18 protein-coding genes are annotated in these 16,689 nt (G+C 71.0%); 14 read left to right on the top strand and 4 right to left on the bottom strand.

Translation table 11 applies throughout. The annotated features are described in order from the left end of the window. Positions 1-12: 12 nt before the first annotated feature. Positions 13-1,026: a hypothetical protein gene (locus tag CLV67_RS15790; RefSeq protein WP_106318911.1), complete on the bottom strand. Its 1,014-nt coding sequence runs from the start codon at positions 1,024-1,026 to the stop codon at positions 13-15. Positions 1,027-1,092: 66 nt separating this feature from the next. Here CLV67_RS15790 and CLV67_RS15785 point away from each other — a divergent pair, with 66 nt between their 5' ends. From CLV67_RS15785 to CLV67_RS15775, 3 genes are read left to right on the top strand one after another with little or no spacing between them, the layout of a single operon-like run. Next, the gene (locus CLV67_RS15785; protein ID WP_106318909.1) at positions 1,093-1,674 is read left to right on the top strand and encodes a TetR/AcrR family transcriptional regulator; all 582 of its coding nucleotides are present in this window, start codon (positions 1,093-1,095) and stop codon (positions 1,672-1,674) included. An 18-nt stretch (positions 1,675-1,692) separates the two neighbouring features. Then, entirely contained in the window at positions 1,693-3,090 is a 1,398-nt protein-coding gene (locus CLV67_RS15780; protein WP_146169169.1) for a sensor domain-containing phosphodiesterase, read from the top strand. Positions 3,091-3,099: 9 nt separating this feature from the next. Then, positions 3,100-3,621: a GNAT family N-acetyltransferase gene (locus CLV67_RS15775; RefSeq protein WP_106318905.1), complete on the top strand. Its 522-nt coding sequence runs from the start codon at positions 3,100-3,102 to the stop codon at positions 3,619-3,621. A 326-nt stretch (positions 3,622-3,947) separates the two neighbouring features. On the opposite strand, the gene CLV67_RS15770 is transcribed toward CLV67_RS15775, so the two are convergent. Further along, entirely contained in the window at positions 3,948-4,907 is a 960-nt protein-coding gene (locus CLV67_RS15770) for a helix-turn-helix transcriptional regulator (RefSeq protein ID WP_106318903.1), read from the bottom strand. A gap of 91 nt (positions 4,908-4,998) precedes the next feature. Here CLV67_RS15770 and CLV67_RS15765 point away from each other — a divergent pair, with 91 nt between their 5' ends. The 6 genes from CLV67_RS15765 (at position 4,999) to CLV67_RS15740 (ending at position 9,833) form a co-directional block, all read left to right on the top strand. Next, positions 4,999-5,400: a RidA family protein gene (locus CLV67_RS15765; protein WP_239166187.1), complete on the top strand. Its 402-nt coding sequence runs from the start codon at positions 4,999-5,001 to the stop codon at positions 5,398-5,400. Positions 5,401-5,577: 177 nt separating this feature from the next. After that, the gene (locus CLV67_RS15760; RefSeq protein ID WP_106319137.1) at positions 5,578-6,336 is read left to right on the top strand and encodes a group II truncated hemoglobin; all 759 of its coding nucleotides are present in this window, start codon (positions 5,578-5,580) and stop codon (positions 6,334-6,336) included. A gap of 159 nt (positions 6,337-6,495) precedes the next feature. Then, complete coding sequence (locus tag CLV67_RS15755; RefSeq protein WP_106318899.1) at positions 6,496-7,518, top strand: alpha-ketoacid dehydrogenase subunit beta; 1,023 nt, start codon at positions 6,496-6,498, stop codon at positions 7,516-7,518. Then, positions 7,511-8,629 (top strand): 2-oxo acid dehydrogenase subunit E2, encoded by a 1,119-nt coding sequence (locus CLV67_RS15750; protein WP_106318897.1) that lies wholly within the window; start codon positions 7,511-7,513, stop codon positions 8,627-8,629. The genes CLV67_RS15755 and CLV67_RS15750 overlap by 8 nt, the downstream gene beginning before the upstream one ends. A 62-nt stretch (positions 8,630-8,691) precedes the next feature. Next, positions 8,692-9,558 (top strand): thiamine pyrophosphate-dependent dehydrogenase E1 component subunit alpha, encoded by an 867-nt coding sequence (locus CLV67_RS15745; RefSeq protein ID WP_106319135.1) that lies wholly within the window; start codon positions 8,692-8,694, stop codon positions 9,556-9,558. Beyond that, the gene (locus CLV67_RS15740) at positions 9,555-9,833 is read left to right on the top strand and encodes a phosphopantetheine-binding protein (protein ID WP_106318895.1); all 279 of its coding nucleotides are present in this window, start codon (positions 9,555-9,557) and stop codon (positions 9,831-9,833) included. The genes CLV67_RS15745 and CLV67_RS15740 overlap by 4 nt, the downstream gene beginning before the upstream one ends. Before the next feature lie 69 nt (positions 9,834-9,902). Here the strand turns inward: CLV67_RS15740 and CLV67_RS15735 are convergent, their stop codons facing one another. After that, positions 9,903-10,178: a hypothetical protein gene (locus CLV67_RS15735; RefSeq protein ID WP_106318893.1), complete on the bottom strand. Its 276-nt coding sequence runs from the start codon at positions 10,176-10,178 to the stop codon at positions 9,903-9,905. A gap of 154 nt (positions 10,179-10,332) precedes the next feature. On the opposite strand from CLV67_RS15735, the gene CLV67_RS15730 reads away from it, so the two are divergent. From CLV67_RS15730 to CLV67_RS15710, 5 genes are all read left to right on the top strand, one after another. After that, positions 10,333-10,809: a GNAT family N-acetyltransferase gene (locus CLV67_RS15730; RefSeq protein ID WP_106318891.1), complete on the top strand. Its 477-nt coding sequence runs from the start codon at positions 10,333-10,335 to the stop codon at positions 10,807-10,809. Between the two features lie 54 nt (positions 10,810-10,863). Beyond that, positions 10,864-11,643 (top strand): hypothetical protein, encoded by a 780-nt coding sequence (locus tag CLV67_RS15725; protein ID WP_203736982.1) that lies wholly within the window; start codon positions 10,864-10,866, stop codon positions 11,641-11,643. 171 nt (positions 11,644-11,814) lie between these two features. After that, positions 11,815-12,771 carry a helix-turn-helix domain-containing protein gene (locus CLV67_RS15720; RefSeq protein ID WP_170153882.1) on the top strand — a complete coding sequence of 319 codons (957 nt, stop codon included), beginning with the start codon at positions 11,815-11,817 and terminating at the stop codon, positions 12,769-12,771. Then, on the top strand, positions 12,772-15,471 hold the full coding sequence (locus tag CLV67_RS15715; protein WP_106318887.1) for a helix-turn-helix transcriptional regulator: 2,700 nt from the start codon (positions 12,772-12,774) through the stop codon (positions 15,469-15,471). It begins immediately after the preceding gene. A gap of 45 nt (positions 15,472-15,516) precedes the next feature. Further along, complete coding sequence (locus tag CLV67_RS15710; RefSeq protein WP_106318885.1) at positions 15,517-16,305, top strand: alpha/beta hydrolase; 789 nt, start codon at positions 15,517-15,519, stop codon at positions 16,303-16,305. A 21-nt stretch (positions 16,306-16,326) separates the two neighbouring features. On the opposite strand, the gene CLV67_RS15705 is transcribed toward CLV67_RS15710, so the two are convergent. Next, positions 16,327-16,683, bottom strand: a complete 357-nt coding sequence (locus CLV67_RS15705; protein ID WP_106318883.1) for a YdeI/OmpD-associated family protein — start codon at positions 16,681-16,683, stop codon at positions 16,327-16,329. Positions 16,684-16,689 lie beyond the last annotated feature (6 nt).

Below are 16,689 nucleotides of genomic sequence, written 5' to 3'. Positions count from 1 at the left end.
GGTCCTGCGGGATCAGCGCCCGTAACGGCGTTCAGCCCGTTCGCGGCCGTACTCGGCCAGGGCGTGGAACGCGGCCTTCGGCGTCCAGGAGCCGTCCGGCAGCACGCGCACGATGCCGCGGGCGGCCAGGTCGAAGTCGCGGGCCGGGTCGTCGGTCGTCGGCAGGTGCCGGTTGGCGAACGTGTACACGAACGCGGCCTCGACACCGCCCTTCTCGTAGTCGCGCAGCAGGTCGACCAGGTAACGGGCCTGCCCCTCCTCGTCGCGTTCCAGGTCCGCGGTGAGCCGGTCGGCGCGGCCGTGCTCGTCGTATGTCACCGGCTCGGGCCCGCCCGCCACGTCGGCAGCGCCGCGGAACGTGCAGCAGCCGAACTCGGTGGCCGCGTACGGCCTGCCCTGTCCCACCGCCGCCGCGAGGGTCTGCGGGAACGCCGCGGCGTTGGTGGCGTCGCGATATCCGGCGTCGCTGGCGATGATGTCGAACGGCGCCCAGTCGACGGCTTCGAGGGGGATCGACGCGTAGCCGATCGGGCCGCCGAACCGCTGCCGGACCGCGGGGACGGCCTCGGTGAGGAAGCCGTGTACCGCGGCGCGCGCCGCCGGTACGGCCTCGCGCATCCGCAGGGGATCGGTGAACAGGGCCATGCGCTCGGTCAGGTCGCGGCCGGGCAGGAAGCCGTCGGTGAACATGGCGATCTCCGAGCCGGTCAGGTAGACGACCGGCGCCCCGGTCCGGCGCAGCCGCTCGGCCCGCTCGGCGCCGTCGAGGACGAACGCCATCAGCTCGTCGCGGTCCAGGCCGTTGGTGAACGGGCAGTACCAGACCTCCAGGCCGGCGTCGGCTGCCAGTTGCGCGGTCAGTTCGAGCCGGTCCTGGATCCCGCCGGTGATCCGCACGGCGTCGCAGTGCAGCTCGTCACGGATGGTGCGCAGGTCACGGCGTACGACATCGGGGTCGAAAGGCTCGTGGGTGGTCGAACCGGCGCTCACGAAGCCGGTGTCGTAGTTCATGCCGAAGACGCGCATGGCGGTTCCCCTCGCTCGTAAGGTACGACGCGTACCCTATAAGGTACGTCGAGTACCCTGCAATGCGTGGGTACCCGACGCCGCGGTGCGGAACTGGAGCAGGCGATACTGCACGCGGCCGCCGAGGAGCTGCGCGAATCCGGCTACCCGGGCATGACCATGGACCGTGTGGCCGCCCGTGCCGGGACCAACAAGAACGCCATCTACCGCCGCTGGCCGCAGCGCGCCGCGCTCGGCATCGCGGCCTACCGGCACCTGTCGGACGCCGCCATGCCCGACCCCGACACCGGCACCCTTCGCGGGGACGCCCTCGACATGCTCCGCCGTGCCAACGAGACCTGGTCCTCGCCGTACGGCGTCATCCTGCGCAGCCTGCTCGCCGCCGCAGCCGACGAGCCCGAGCTGCTCACCCTGATGCGTGAGGGCTCCGGCGCCGACACGATGGACCGCGCCTGGCTCGCCATGATCGAGCGCGCGGCCGCCCGCGGCGAGGCTCCGGCGGCCGCCGCCCACCCCCGCGTCGCCGCCACCCCGATGATGCTGCTGCGCGCCGAGTACGCGATGCGGGGCGTCCCCTCGGTGCCCGACGAGGTGCTGGTCGACATCGTCGATGAGATCTTTCTTCCTCTGGTACGGGGACGCGCCTGACCTTAGGTGGCCGGAGCCGTGACCGATTACCCCGGTGTGTCAGACGAGTCCGCCCCGACGGATGTGGAGAGCGCGGCCGCCACCAGGCGGCTGATCGCGGCCGTCATCGTCGTGCTCGGCCCCAGCATGCTGCTCACCCTGCTCGCCTCGGTGTGGGAGTGGGAGGACGTCGTCGTCACCGGCGAACTCCCCGAGGCCGACGAGTGGCTGGCCGTCGCCGCGATCTGCTGGCTACCGCTGGTCGCCTGGATCATGATCCGGCTGATCGGGCTGTACCGGCGGATGCAGGCCACCGCCCGGGCCGCCGTCGAGGCCTTCCACAGCACCATGCAGACGGTCGGCGGCTGGGTGTGGCGTCTCGACGCCGACCTGCGATTCATTTTCTCCAACGAGGGCGTCGAAGCGGTGCTCGGCACGACCGCGGACGGGATCCTCGGGGTGGAACTCGACACCGTGATGACCGCCGGACTCCGTGAATTGACGGCGGCGGCCGGATCCGAGTGGCGTTCCGAGGCCCGGCACGCCGACGGCACGGTCCGCCACCTGCGCAACAGCGTCACCCCGGTGTACGGCGAACGCGGCGAGATCCGGGGGTACCACGGGTTCAGCGCCGACATCACCGAGCAGGTACTCGCCGAAGCCGAACAGCGCACCCGCAGCGAGCAGCAGGACGCCGCCCGCGCCCGCATCACCGATCTGCTGGCCGGGGGAGAGGGCCTGCGGATCGTCCTGCAGCCGATCGTCGACCTGACCACCCACCGGGCGGTCGGCGCCGAGGCCCTGTCCCGGTTCGCCGGGCAGCCGTACCGGCCGCCGAACGAGTGGTTCGACGAGGCCTGGCAGGCCGGGCTCGGCCCCGACCTCGAGCTGTACGCGCTGGACGCGGCCCTGGCCCGGCTGGCGGACGTGCCCGGCGACGCCTACCTGTCGGTCAACGTGGCGCCGGAGACCATGCTCGACCCGCGGTTCCTGCAGCGGCTCGACCGCCTCGGGCCGTGCGCGGCCCGGATCACCGTCGAGATCACCGAGCACGCGGTGGTGACCGACTACGACGCCCTCGTCGCGGTCGTCGACGAGATCCACGGGCGCGGTGCCCGGCTCGCCGTCGACGACGCGGGCGCCGGCTACGCCTCGATGCAGCACATCCTGCGGCTGCGGCCGGACGTGATCAAACTCGACCGCAGCATCGTCGACCAGGCCGAGCGTGACTCCGCCCGGCGTGCGCTGATGGCCGCGATGGCCGCCTTCGCCGCCTCACTGGGCACCACGGTCGTCGCCGAGGGCGTCGAGACCGCGGAGGAGGTCGCCGTCCTGCGCGACGCCGGAATCCCGCTCGGCCAGGGCTACCACCTGGGCCGCCCGCACGACGACTGGCCCGCGTCCCAGGGGCTCGCCGACATGGTGGGCAGCCGGTAGCGTGGCCGGGTGCCCGAAACCGTGTTACGGCCCGCGGGGGCCACCGACGGCGGTGTGATCGCCCGCATCCAGCTCGAGGCCTGGCGTGCCACCTACGGGCACCTCAACCCGGCCATGGTCGAAGGGCTCGACCTGGACAAGACCAGCGAGAACTGGGCGCGGGCCGCGACCGGCACGACCCACCGGATCCGGGTCGCGGTCAGCGACGGCACGGTGATCGGCTACGCCGTCAGCGGCCCGCCAGAGAGCGAGGAACCCGAGGGCACCGGCGTCATCAACGCGGTCTACCTGCTGCCCTCGGCCCGGGGGATCGGCGCCGGGCGGCTCCTCGTCGAGGACGCGCTGGCCGGGCTCGCCGCATCCGGCTGCACCGCCTGCATGCTCTGGGTGGCCGAACAGAACCCGCACGCCAGAGGCTTCTACGAACATCTGGGCTTCCGGTACGACGGCGGCCGCGACGAGTGGCGCGGGCTGCCGATCGTCCGCTACCGCCGGCCGCTCGCAGCGGAGCGGCCGCTTGCTCCCCTTTGACCGTGCGGGCGGATCGATCGATGTGCGGCACACTGCCGAGGTGACATCTCAAGCCGCCTGGTTCTCGGTCCGCTGACTGTTCCTGTTCGACCCCGAGAAGCCCGCGACGTACGAGGAACGGGTGACGGTCTGGAAGGCCTCCTCGTTCGACGAGGCCATCGCGCTGGCCGAGGCCGAAGCGGCCGGGTACGCGGGCGACGTGAACTGCGAAACCCCCGCCTGCGTGGTGATCTGTGGCTCGCTGGTGGGCGTAGGTCACCACGGTGCGGGTGGCCGCTGTTCGTGTGGTGATCTGTGGCTTGCCGGTGGGTGCAGGTCACCCCGCTCTAAGGGGGCGCGTAGCGGGCGGCGATCGCGGCGGCGCGGTCGTGCAGGGCCGCGCGCAGCGAGTCCGGCGCCAGGGCCTCGGCCTGCGTGCCGAGCTGCCACAGCGCCCACTCGGCGTGCCACGAGTCCTGGTAGGTGACCTCCAGCAGGGGCCACCCGTCCGCACCGGGTTCCTCGGTGCGGACGGCCACCGCGGTGTTCAGCAGATCGTCGCGGCGGGCCGGGTTCACCCGAACCAGCACCGTGAGGTGACCGTCGGCCAGGAACCGGGCGCGGCGTTCGTTCCAGGCGCGGTCCAGGTCGACGCTGTCCGGGCGTTCGGCCGCCTCGGGCAGTTCCTCGGCGGCGAGCATCCGCGACAGCCGGTAGGTGCGGTCCTCACCGCCTCTGGTCGCCAGCAGGTAGACGCGCTCGCGGACGGTCACCAGGCCGATCGGATCGACCGTGCGCCAAGCGGCCGGCCGGTCCGTGGCGGCGTAGTGAATGCGCAGCTTGCGCCCTGACAGGACCGCTCGCCGGACCTCGATCATGGTCGCGTCCGGAACCTCCTCACCGGGCGCCCGGCGCGACAGCAGGTCGGCCGCGGGCTCCACGAGGAACCGCTGGGCGGCGTCGTTCGCGGTCGCCCGATGGCCCTCCGGCAGCGCGTCGACGACCTTGCGCAGCGCGGAGGCGAACGCCGGGCCGAGCCCGAACAGCCGCCCCGAACCGGTGGTCAGCAGGGCCAGGGTCTCGTCGTGGTTGAGGCCGGTGAGCTCGGTCCGGAAGCCGGGCAGCAGCGCGAACCCGCCGTGCCGCCCGCGTTCGGCGTAAACCGGGACACCGGCCGCCGACAGCGCCTCGATGTCGCGCAGCACGGTCCGGGTCGACACCTCAAGCTCGGCCGCCAGCGCGTCGGCGGTCATCCGGCCGCGTTGCCGCAGCAGCAGGACGAGCGAGACCAGCCGATCGGCGCGCATCCGCGAACCCTACCCAATACATGACAGAGGATGTCGTGATTACCCGGCAGGCTCCGATCCGCACGACATGAACGATCGAATGGGAGCTGATGTGACAGTGCAACGAACGGCGGTCAACCCGTGGGCGTGGTCGGCGGAGCTGGGGTTCAACCAGGGCGAGTTGGTCTCCGGGCATACCCGGACCCTGTACTGCTCCGGGCAGACCGCGATGGACGCCCACGGCAAACCGCAGCACGACGGTGACATCGCCGCCCAGCTGGCGTTGAGCCTCGACAACCTGGAGGCGGTGCTCGCCGAGGCCGGCATGTCCCTCGGCGACGTGGTGCGGCTCAACGTCTACACCACCGACGTCGACGCGCTGTTCCCGCACTACGGCGTGCTGGCCGGGCGGCTCGGCGCGGCGGGCGTGGCCCCGGCCACCACGATGCTCGGCGTCACGCGGCTGGCGATTCCCGGGCAGATGGTCGAGCTCGAGGCGACCGCGGCCGGGTGATCTACCGGGCGGGTGACCTCGACGTGCGACGATCTGGTCGCCCGCCTTCCGGCCGTGTTGCGGCGTTGCCGGCCGGCACTGCCGTTTCCGGGTGCCGACCGGCGACGCCGCGGAGCCCGTGTTGCCCTCGGAAGCCGATTACATGATTACAGGCTTACTTGGCCTACTGTGGACGGCATGACTGTCGAGTACATCCGGTACCGCGTTCCCGGCGACACGGCGGAGTTCGAACAGGCCTACGGCCGCGCGGCGCGTTTCCTGGCGCTCGCCCCGCAGTGCGCCGACTACGAGTTGAGCCGCTGCACCGAGGAGCCCGGCACCTACATCCTGCGCATCACCTGGTCCTCTCCGGAGGACCACCTCAAGGGTTTCCGGCAGGGCGAGCTGTTCCCGGGCTTCCTGGCGGAGATCCGGCCGTACGTCACCGCGGTCGAGGAGATGCGCCACTACGAGCCGACCGCGGTACGCGGCACCGGCGGTGCGGTGCCCAGCCTGTACGAGTGGGCCGGCGGTGCCGAGGCGTTCGAGCGGCTGACCGAGCGGTTCTACGCCAAGGTCACCGCCGACGACGTGGTCGGGCCGCTGTTCGCGCACATGGATCCGGCGCACCCGAAGTTCGTCGCCATGTGGCTGGCCGAGGTGTTCGGGGGGCCGTCGCGCTACACCGACGAGCGTGGCGGCTACGCGCACATGCTCGCCCACCACCTCGGCAAGGCGATCACCGAACCCCAGCGACGCCGCTGGGTGAACCTGCTCGCCGACGCCGCCGACGACGTCGGCCTGCCCGACGACCCGGAGTTCCGGGCCGCGTTCATGGGCTACCTCGAGTGGGGCACCCGCCTCGCGATCGCCAACTCCCAGCCGGGCGCGAACCCGCCACGCGAGGCGCCGGTGCCGCACTGGGGCTGGGGCGTCGCGCCGCCCTACCTCGGCTGATCCACACGGCCAGTTCGGGCGCCGCCCGAACTGGCCGTGCGGATGCAGGCGACGGATTCGCGACCAACGGCTCCCCGTCGGCAGGGCTGAGGGCCCGTGATCACCGCTGCTCGGACGACCAGGATTCAAGCGACGGAGAATCCAGTCAGCGGAGGGGTCATGGTTCGGTCACAACGCGAGCGGGTCTCGGAGAATCTGAACCGGGCATTGCACGCGATGCTGGAGAAGGATCCTCGGGTGTGGATGATCGGTGAGGACGTCTCCGACCCGTACGGTGGCGCCTTCAAGATCACGAAGGGTCTGTCCGGTCGGTTTCCGGACCAGGTGGTGTCGACGCCGATCAGCGAGGCGGGCATTGTCGGATTGGCCGGCGGGCTCGCGCTCAGCGGCGAACGACCGATCGTGGAGATCATGTTCGGGGATTTCGTCGCGCTGGCGTTCGATCCGATCCTTAACCTGCTCAGCAAGTCGGTCGGGATGTACGGCCGGCGAGTGCCGATGCGAACGGTCGTTCGCTGTCCGGTCGGCGGTAACCGCGGCTACGGGCCGACGCACAGCCAGAGCCCGCAGAAGCACCTCATCGGGATCCCGCACCTCAACCTCTACGAGCTGTCGCCGTTCCACGACTGCTCCGCGCTGTTCGGCCGGATGCTGGCCGCCGGTGAACCCGCGGTGCTGTTCGAAAACAAGATCCTTTATACCGAGCGGATGTACGCCGACAGCACCGTCGACGACCTCTTCTCGTACGACTTCCCGGCCTCTTCGGACGGCTGCGCGCGAGTCTTCCTGGGCAGTCCGGACGCTGCGGACGTAGTGGTGATCGCTCCCGGCGGGCTGACCGGCCGGGTCCTCGACGCGGCGCGCCGGCTGTTCCTCGAGCACGAAATCGTCTGCCTGATCCTCGTGCCGGTGCAGCTCTATCCGTTCGACGCGTCATCACTGCCGCCGGCAATCGCCGGGGCCGGCCGAATCGTGGTGGTCGAGGAAGGCACCGCCGGCGGTGGCTGGGGTGCCGAGGTCGCCGCCTGCCTCTATCCGCGTCTGTGGGGCCGGCTGCGCGCACCGATCCGGCTCGTCACGTCCGCCGACCGGGTCATTCCGGCCGCCCGCCATCTGGAGGACGAGGTTCTGGTGCAGGCCGACACCGTCTACGACGCCGTTCTGGAGGTGGCCGGTGCATGAGATCACCGTTCCGAAGCTCAACAGCAACGACTCCGGCTACCTGCTCACCGCCTGGCACTACAGCGACGGCGACGTCGTTCCGGCCAGCGCCCCGGTGGTTGAGATCGAGACATCGAAGACCGCCGAGGAGCTGAGCAGCGAGGTCGGTGGTGTCCTGCAGCGCGGATTGACCGAGATGCAGGAGTGCCGACCGGGCGAGGTCATCGGGCGGCTGTTCCCGGACGAGCAGCAGCGTCAGCGGTTCCTCATCGGCCGTTCCGAAGAGCCAGCGGCCGACCTGGCGGGTGTGGTCATCACTGAGCCGGCCCGCAGTCTGATCGACCGGTACCGGATCAGCCAGGACGCGATCCGAACACTGAGCACCAGGGTGATCCGGGCGGTGGACGTGCAGCGGCTGATCGACGAAGCCGATGTCGGCGGTTCGCGTATCCAGCATCTCGGCAAGAGCCAACTCGCGGTAGCGGCCGTGGTCGCTGAGTCGCATCACACGATTCCCGCGGCGTACGCCGTGGTCAAGGTCGTCGTGGACGCCGCACTGGCGGCGCTGCGCGGCTACGCCGATCGGCAGAAGATCGCGGCAAGGCTTCCGGAGCTGCTCATCCGCCGCCTGGCCGGCCTCGTCGAGACCTATCCGATGTTCTTCGCCTCGGCTCGGGAGGACGGCACCGCTGTGCTGGCCGGCCAGGTCCGGGTCGGCGTCACCATCGACATCGGCCGCGGCCTCTACCTCCCGGTCATCGGCGCTGACGCGGTGACCTCGCTGGCGACGGTCACCGCCGCCATGGCCGGTCTGCGGGCGAAAGCGCTGCGGGAGGAGTTCACCGCGGCTGACCTCACCGGGGCCACGATCGGCCTGTCGTTGCCAGCCGGCGACGTGTTGCTGGCGCAACCGCTGATCATGCCGGGGACGAGTTGCATGCTGGCACTGGGCGCCACCCATCCCGAGGTGATCCCGGACGGGCACGGGCAACCGGTGGTCCGGCAGGTCGCGTTGCTGGGGCTTGCCTACGATCATCGGCTGATCAACGGCCGGGCCGCTGCCCGGTTCCTCGGCGGGCTGAAGGCGGCTCTCGAGTCCGCTGACCTCTCCGACGAGGAGGCGGCGTCGTGACCGTCCAGCGGATCGAAACGGCGGTAACCCGGCCTGCGGACGCCGACCTGGATCTTCTGTTGATGACCAGACATTTCGAGCTGACGTTGCTGCGCCTGTTCGAGTCGGGCCTCATCGGCGGCACCACGCACACCTGCTTGGGCCAGGAACACGTGCCGGTGGCGTTGAGGCCGCTGATCGATGACGCCGACCATGTATTCAGCAACCACCGGGGCCACGGGCACTACCTGGCCCGGTTCGGTGACCCGCACAGTCTGCTCGCGGAGATCATGGGGCGCGAGGGTGCGGTCTGCCACGGCATCGGCGGCAGCCAGCACCTGCGGCGTGACCGCTTCCTGTCCACCGGTGTTCAGGGCCAGAACGTGCCGGTCGCCGCCGGTGCCGCCCTCGCGCTGAAGCGTCGTGAGCCGGGACAGCTCGCACTCGTTCACATCGGCGACGGCAGCTGGGGTGAGGGCGCGATCTACGAGGCGCTCAACATGGCGTCGCTGTGGCGGCTGCCGCTCGTCCTGGTCGTGGAGAACAACGGCATCGCGCAGTCCACCCCGACCGCCGAGCATCTCGCCGGGAGCATCACCGGCCGGGCACACGCGTTCGGTATCGATCACATCAGCGTGCGGGGCACGGACGTGACCGCCATCCGCAAGCGGCTGCGCCAGCCGATGATGCGGGTGCGCACACATCCGCGCCCGTTGGTGATCGAGTTCGAGACGATCCGGCTCGGCCCGCACAGCAAGGGCGATGACACCAGAGACGCCGCCGTGCTGCGAGCACTGAAGGAGCAGGACTGGTACGCGCGGTACGAGCGGGCGTACCCCGAGCAGTTCGCCGCCGCCGACCGGCGGCAGAGGGACCTGGCCGAACGGTGCGCCCGCGAGGTCACCGCCCGCCCACTGGTTCGCCGCAACGAGGGAGAGAATCCGAGATGACAACGACCGTTCCCGACGAGCTCACCACCCTGCTGCTCAAAGTCGTCAACATCGACGACCGGCTGATCACGCCGGACGCGCGATTCGCCGACCTCGGCCAAACCAGTGCCGACGAGCTTGAACTGCTGATCGCCATCGAGGACCACTACCGCATCGCCGTCGACTTCGAGGCGTTCGCGTCTCTGGAGACCGTCGGCGAGCTGGCCGACGCTATCGCCGCCGCGACAGCTCCGGAGGGACATCGCAGGCTCGGAGCCGTACGGCGTCACCGATGACCTGACGGGCAGGACCCGACTGCGGCGATGGTGCAGGTGGCCGGCCGGGGCCTTGGCGTCCGATACGGATCAGTACGGGACCTCCACGCCCCGTTCCCGCAGCTGAGCCACCGCCCGCGCCAGGCACTGCCCGGCGGTGGCCCCGTCGGCACGCACCCCCACGCTGAGCGGCCCACCACCGGCCGCGAATGTCCAGGCGGGCCGCCGGTCGCTGAGCCGCTGGGCGTCGACACGCAGCATGGCGTCCACACCCTGCTCCGCGAGCCATTCCAGGAGGAGCAGCGCGATCTCCTCGATTCCGTCGCTCTCCGCCTTCTTCACCCAGCGCTTGTCGCCCCCAGCCACCGGCCGACCCTATCGGGGTGCGGGCTGCGCTCCTGCGGTGCCTTCAAGATGGTGACCTGTGGCTCGCCGGTGGGGAGCGCCGGGTGGCCAATTTCGGTTGTGGTGTGGGCGGGAAGTCCATAGCGTCGGCGCACCCCGACGGAAGGAACGGCTGATGCGTCGTCTCGGACCCGATGACTGGCGGACCTGGCGTGAGGTGAGGCTGGCCGCGCTGGCGGAATCGCCACGTGCGTTCTCGTCCTCCCTGGCCAGGGAGCAGGGCTATACCGAAAGCGACTGGCGTGACCGGCTCGACCCCGCTCGCGGGCTGAAGGCCGTGGCGGACGACGACGCCGGGCTGGTGGGTGGCTGGGTGCCCGAGGATCGCGGCGGTGCGGTGGAGCTCTACAGCATGTGGGTACGCCCGGAGTGGCGTGGCAGGGGCGTCGGTGACCTGCTGGTCGGCGAGGTCGTGGCCTGGGCGACCGAGAACGGTCACCCGAGTGTCGATCTGTGGGTGGTGGACGGCAACACCGTGGCCGAGCGGCTGTACCGGCGTCACGGCTTCGAGATGACCGATGAGTCCATGCCCCACCCCGACCATCCTGACGTCATCGAGCGCGCCATGTCGTGTCCGCTGGGGCAGCGCTGATGATCACTGCTGCAGTACGGTACGGAGCCCCGCCCGCCGTGTGAAGGAGTGTCTGTGCAGCGTCCGCCCGTCGACGAGATCCTGAGGATCATGCCGGAGCTCGAGCCGTACGGCAGGGACGCCGTCCGTATCGACGCGGAGCCGGGCATGCCGGGGGTGCGGGACAGTTCGCTCGGTGGGCCGCTGCTCTGGCCCCGGGACGAACCGTGGCCCGCGTGTTCCGTACCCGATGACTTCGAGCCCTCCGGTCTTCCCCCGGTGTCCATGGTGCCGGTCGCGCAGATCTTCGCCCGCGACGTGCCCGGTCCCTGGTGGCCGGAAGGCCTGGATGTGCTGCAGATCCTGTGGTGCCCGAACGGCCACGACGAGTCGGCCCCGAACCAGGCTCCGGACAGCCCGGCAGTCGCGCTGCGGTGGCGCCGGGAGGCCGATGTCGGGGACGTTCTCGCGGCCCCGCCGAAGCCGGCGCGCCAGGACGAGGACTTCTACGTGCTGACGCCGTGCACGATCACGACCGAGCCGATCGTCGACTTCCCGTTCCGGGAGGAGCTTCCCGAGGACCTGCTGCCGCGGTTGCGGCAGCTGGTCGAGCGGACGAGCCCCGGCGGCGGCGACGTCATCACGCGCGTCTCCGGCTGGAAGGTGGGCGGCTGGCCGACCTGGCATCTGACCGGCGTGAACTCGTTCGGCTGCGAGGTCTGCGGCCGGATGCTGGTGCTGCTGTTCACGATCGCCAGCGACGACACCGTCGGCACGACGGTCGGCCGTTTCGGGGAGCTGCGCCTGTTCGTCTGCCCCGATCACCCCGGCGAGTTCATGGCGGATCTGCACTGACGGCGAGCAGCGCGCCGGCGTGAGCCAGGCCGCTATCGCCGTCGGCCGGCGGTGGCCCCCGTTGCGGTGCACGTCTCGCACAGAAAGATGCACACCTCGCCGGGCGCGTCGCCCGAGCGTGCGGCGATAGGCTTCCCGAGCTGGCCGCGCGAGTTGGGGAAGGGCGGTACGGTGCGCCACTTCAATCTGACCGACGCCGAGCCGTCGCTGCGGGCCGACATCCTCGACGAGGCGGCCCGCGCCTGTTCGGTGCCGTTCCGGGCGCGGCCCGCCGACCGGGGACGCCTGGTCCGGTTCCGGCACATGGACCGCTACTTCGGTGGCCTCAACGTCACCCGGACCAGGCTCGGCAACTTCTACGGATTCCGGTCGGCAAGTCTCGCCCGCCGCGACGACGAGCCCCGGCTGATCCTGACGATCTCGTCCGGTGCATACAGGATCGAGCAGGACGACCGCCTGGACCGCAGGCCGTCCGGATCGATGGTGCCGTACTCGAGCCGGGGCGCCCTGCGGCTGCAGGCCGACGAGCCGGTCGAGGCCTGGTCGCTGACCGTCGCACTCAGCGAGCTCGGCCTGCCGCACCTGTTTCTGCGCGACGTCATGGTCCGCAACATCGGCGAGAGCCCGCTCGGACCGATGTTCCGCCGGCACGTGACCGACCTGGCCGGGCTCCCCGAGCTGTCCGACGCCCAGGCGGCGTCACTGGCCGACCCGACGATCGGGCTGTTGCGGGCGCTGCTGACCACCGCGGGCGGCGACGAGTTCCTCAGCCGGCAGCCGCTCAGCCAGACCCTCGGTACGCGGATCATGATGTTCCTCCGCGAGCATGTCACCGACCCCGGCATGAGCGCCGACCTGCTGGCCGCCCACTTCGGCATCTCCAAGCGCTATCTGTACGCGGTGCTCGCCCGGATGGACGTGAGCCTCGGCGACTGGATCCGCACCGAACGGCTCCATCGGGCGGCCCGCGCGCTCACCAATCCGGCGAACGCGCTGGTGTCGGTCGCGGCCATCGCCCGGACGTCGGGGTTCTCCGACCACTCGTCGTTCGCTCGCGCTTTCAAGCAGCGATACGGCTGCACGCCGACCCGCTGGCGCGAGCTCGACCCTTCCGCACGCGGAGTCTGAATGCTCGTCGGACGCGATGTCCCGATCGCGGCGGTCACCGCTCTGATCGATCAGGCGCAGAGGCAGGCGGGTGGCGCGGTGGTCCTGTGCGGCGAGGCGGGCATCGGCAAGAGCACGATTCTTTCGTACGGCTGCGAGCTGGCCGCTGCCCGCGGTGTCCGAGTCGCCGCGGTGGCCGGTGTCCAGGCCGAGGTGCACATCCCGTACGCCGGACTGCACCGCCTGTGGTGGCTGCTCGGCGGGGACCGGTCGGCAGGCGGCACCGGGATCGAGTCGCCCTACACCGCGGCCATGACCCTGCTCGCACTGATCGGCTCCCGCGACGAGCCGGCCCTGATCGCCGTGGAGGACGCGCACTGGCTCGATCGCGGTTCCTGGGAGGCGCTGACGTTCGCCGCCCGCCGTCTCGGCTCGGAGCCGGTCGCCATGGTGCTGACGATCCGTGACGGTGAGGACGTCGACCGGCTCCTGGCCCAGGCCGGACTACCCGAACAGCGGCTCGAACCGCTGACCCCGGCCGACTCCGGAACCTTGCTGGACACGGTCGCGCCCGGACTGTCGCCGCCGCTGCGGGACCGGGTGCTGGCGCAGGCGGCCGGCAACCCGCTCGGCCTGGTCGAGCTGGGCCAGGTCGCGGCCACCTCGGGAGGAGCGGCGCTGCTGCCGTCGTGGCTGCCGCTGAGCACCCGCGTCGAACGTACCTTCACCGCCCTCGTCGCCGAACTGCCGCCGGCCACCCGGTCGTTGCTCCTGGTGGCGGCCCTCGACGACGGCGACGGTCTCGACGAGATACTCGCGGCGGGCAGCCGCTTCGCCGGACGGCCGGTGACCGTGGCCGACATCGAACCCGCCGTCACCACCCGGCTGGTCCGGGTCGACGACACGTACCGGCTACGGTTCCGGCACCCGCTGCTGCGTTCGGCCCTGTACCAGTCGGCGGGCGTGGCCGATCGGCGTCGTGTCCACGCCGCGCTCGCCGAGGTGATCGCCACCGACCTCGACCGGAGGGTCTGGCACCGCGCCGGAGCGGCGGCCGGCCCCGACGAGGCCCTGGCCCGCGAACTGACCGAGACGGCGACCCGCGCCGGTGACCGCCAGGCGGCGAGTGTTGCCCTGGCCGCGTTCCAGCGTGCCGTGCAGCTGAGCGAGGACCCCGCCGAACGCGGCCGGCGGCTCCTGGCAGCCGCCGAGGTCGCCTCCGAGCAGGGCGACATCGCGGCGGCGCGGCAGCTGATCGACGATGTCGCGGAGGAGCACCTGCGGCCCGCCGACCAGGCCTGGCTGTCCTACCTGCGGGAGGCCTTCTTCATCACCGGGTGGTCCGGAACCGCGCGGCTGATGCTGTTCGCTGAGCTCATCGACGCGCTGCGCCGCGACGGCGACCAGCAGCGGGCGATCGACGCGCTGATCGTGATGAGCCTCCGCTTCTACTGGTCCAACCCGCCCGTGCAAACCATCCAGGCCTACCTCGCCGTCGCCGACGAGTTCGACTCGTCCAAGGAGAACCCGCGGTTGACCGCGGCCGTGGGACTGATCGCGCCGGTGCAGCGCGGCGCGGTGACGCTGGAACGGATGACACAGCTGCGGGCCCGCTTCGATCTGACCCCGGCCGAGCAGCAACACCTCGGACTCAGCGCCGGCGGCATCGGGGCGCTGCCGCTGTCGGCCCAGTTCTTCTCCGCCGCGGTTGCCGGCATCCGCGCGCAGGGCCGGGTCGGCGTCCTCGCCCAGCTGCTGACCAGCCAGGCCTTCACCGCCGCGTGCCAGGGCGACACCCGGATGGCCCGTCCGACAGCGGCCGAGGCCGCGGCGCTCGCCGCCGAGACCGGCCAGCCCGCGTGGACCCTGACGGCACATCTGACGCTCGGTCACGCCCACGCGCTCGCCGGCGACACCGATGCCGCCCTGGACGCCGCCGACCGGGCCGAACAGGTGCTTCTGCCCGGCGGGAGGCTGCCCATGCTGGCCCTCGTCCAGCTCATCCGCGGGGTCGCGGCGCTGGCCGCGGGACGGCCTGCCGACGCGTACGCCCAGCTGTGCCGCATCTTCGACCCCGGCGACGTCGCTCACCACGCGTACCTGCCGCTCGTGACGTTCGGGCACCTGATCGAGGCCGCCATCTGGAGCGGGCAGGAGGAGGCGCTGCGGGCGCAGATCGACCGGCTGTCCGGCGTGGCACGGGAATCCGCCTCGCCGTCGCTGGTGGTGGCGCTGCGATATGCCGAAGCCGTGCTGTCCGGGGACGGGCGGACGTACGAGGCGGCCCTGGCCGCCGACCTGTCCGAGTGGCCGTTCGAGCGGGCCCGACTGGAACGTGCCTACGGCGGGTGGTTACGCCGCCGGCGCCGCTCCGCCGAATCACGCCCGCTGCTGCGGTCGGCGGCGGCCACCTTCGACGCGCTCGGCGCCGCCCCCTGGGCCGAGCGCGCCCGCGCCGAGCTGCGCGCCTCCGGTGAGTCGCTGCGCCGGGCCGGCGACGACGCCGGATCGCTGACCTTGCAGGAGCAACAGATCGCCCGGCTGGCCGCCGACGGACTGAGCAACAAGGAGATCGCCGAGCGCCTGTTCCTGTCGCCGCGCACGATCAGCACACACCTGTACCGGATCTACCCGAAGCTGGGCATCAAGTCGCGCGGGGAACTCGCACAGTACGTAGACCTACGTACGCGAACGGACGCCCCTCAACCTTACGTTGAGTAAGCAGGCCGGTCACGACCCGCACACCTCATCGAAGGGATGTCTCGCATGAAGCCCATCGTTCTCGTCCACGGATTCTGGGTGACCCCGCGTAGCTGGGAGAACTGGATCGCCCACTACGAGGCCAAGGGGCATCGGGTGATCGCGCCGGCGTATCCCGGTTTCGAGGTCGAGGTGGAGGCGCTGAACGCCGACCCGTCACCGATCGTGAACGTCACGGTCCCGCAGATCATCGCCCACCTCGAGGACGTGATCAAAGCCCTGCCCGAGGCGCCGATCATCATGGGCCACTCGGCGGGCGGCGCGTTCACCCAGATCCTGCTCGACCACGGCTACGGCGCGGCCGGTGTCGCCCTGAACTCGGCACCGACCGAGGGCGTGCGGGTGGTGCCGCTCTCGCAGGTCAAGTCGACGTTCCCGGTGTTGAAGAGCCCGGGCAACCGGCACCGGGCGGTGCCGCTGAGCCTGGAGGAGTGGACATACGCGTTCACCAACACGTTCACTCCCGAGGAGTCCCGGGCGCTCTGGGAGCGGTACGCCATCCCGGCCAACGGCGGCATCCTGTGGGGCAGCGTCCTGGCCAACTTCCAGCCCGGCCACCAGGACACCTGGGTCGACTACCGCAACGACGACCGGGCGCCGCTGCTGTTCGTCTCCGGCTCCGAGGACCACATCATGCCGCCGGCCATCCAGGAGTCCAACGCCAGGCACTACAAGTCCGACACCATCACCGAACGCCGGGAGTACGAGGGATACGCCCACCTGCTGCCCGCGCAGAAGGGCTGGGAGCAGATCGCCGACGAGGTCCTCGACTGGGCGCTGCGGCACGCCCGCTGACGGTGCGGCTCGCCTGGCGCGTCAGTCGCGGTAGGGAGTCCTGCCCTCCAGGAGCATCGCGATCGCCTGCTCGATGCGCCTCGCCCGAGTCGCCGGGCGTTTCGCCTCGTCGATCCTGTTCAGGATGGCCGCATGGTTGGTGCGGCTGATCGTGGCGAAGAACTCGGCCGCCGCCGGATTGGCGTCGAGGGCCTGCTGGACGTCCTGCGCCGGGGCGGGCAGCGGAAACGCGGCGTCGTAGCGGTCCAGCTCGGCCGCGAGCACGTCCTGCACGAACCGGTCCACGGTCCGGTGCGACAGCTCGGCGGCGCCCGCCATCCTGTCCATGAGATCAGCCGGTAGCTCGAGGACGAGTCTGCGGGTGGGACGAGGCGACATGGCAGG

Origin of the sequence: Actinoplanes italicus (assembly GCF_003001815.1) — a bacterium.
GTDB classification, from domain to species: domain Bacteria; phylum Actinomycetota; class Actinomycetes; order Mycobacteriales; family Micromonosporaceae; genus Actinoplanes; species Actinoplanes italicus.
The sequence above is the reverse complement of the archived record's forward strand: the minus strand, read 5'-3'. Positions and strand labels throughout refer to the sequence as shown.

Coding starts and splice junctions, on each gene's coding strand:
- CLV67_RS15790 (WP_106318911.1), bottom strand. CDS start 1,026: ATGCGCGTCTTCGGCATGAACTACGACACCGGCTTCGTGAGCGCCGGT.
- CLV67_RS15770 (WP_106318903.1), bottom strand. CDS start 4,907: ATGCGCGCCGATCGGCTGGTCTCGCTCGTCCTGCTGCTGCGGCAACGC.
- CLV67_RS15760 (WP_106319137.1), top strand. CDS start 5,578: ATGACTGTCGAGTACATCCGGTACCGCGTTCCCGGCGACACGGCGGAG.
- CLV67_RS15755 (WP_106318899.1), top strand. CDS start 6,496: ATGGTTCGGTCACAACGCGAGCGGGTCTCGGAGAATCTGAACCGGGCA.
- CLV67_RS15745 (WP_106319135.1), top strand. CDS start 8,692: ATGACCAGACATTTCGAGCTGACGTTGCTGCGCCTGTTCGAGTCGGGC.
- CLV67_RS15740 (WP_106318895.1), top strand. CDS start 9,555: ATGACAACGACCGTTCCCGACGAGCTCACCACCCTGCTGCTCAAAGTC.
- CLV67_RS15730 (WP_106318891.1), top strand. CDS start 10,333: ATGCGTCGTCTCGGACCCGATGACTGGCGGACCTGGCGTGAGGTGAGG.
- CLV67_RS15715 (WP_106318887.1), top strand. CDS start 12,772: ATGCTCGTCGGACGCGATGTCCCGATCGCGGCGGTCACCGCTCTGATC.
- CLV67_RS15710 (WP_106318885.1), top strand. CDS start 15,517: ATGAAGCCCATCGTTCTCGTCCACGGATTCTGGGTGACCCCGCGTAGC.
- CLV67_RS15705 (WP_106318883.1), bottom strand. CDS start 16,683: ATGTCGCCTCGTCCCACCCGCAGACTCGTCCTCGAGCTACCGGCTGAT.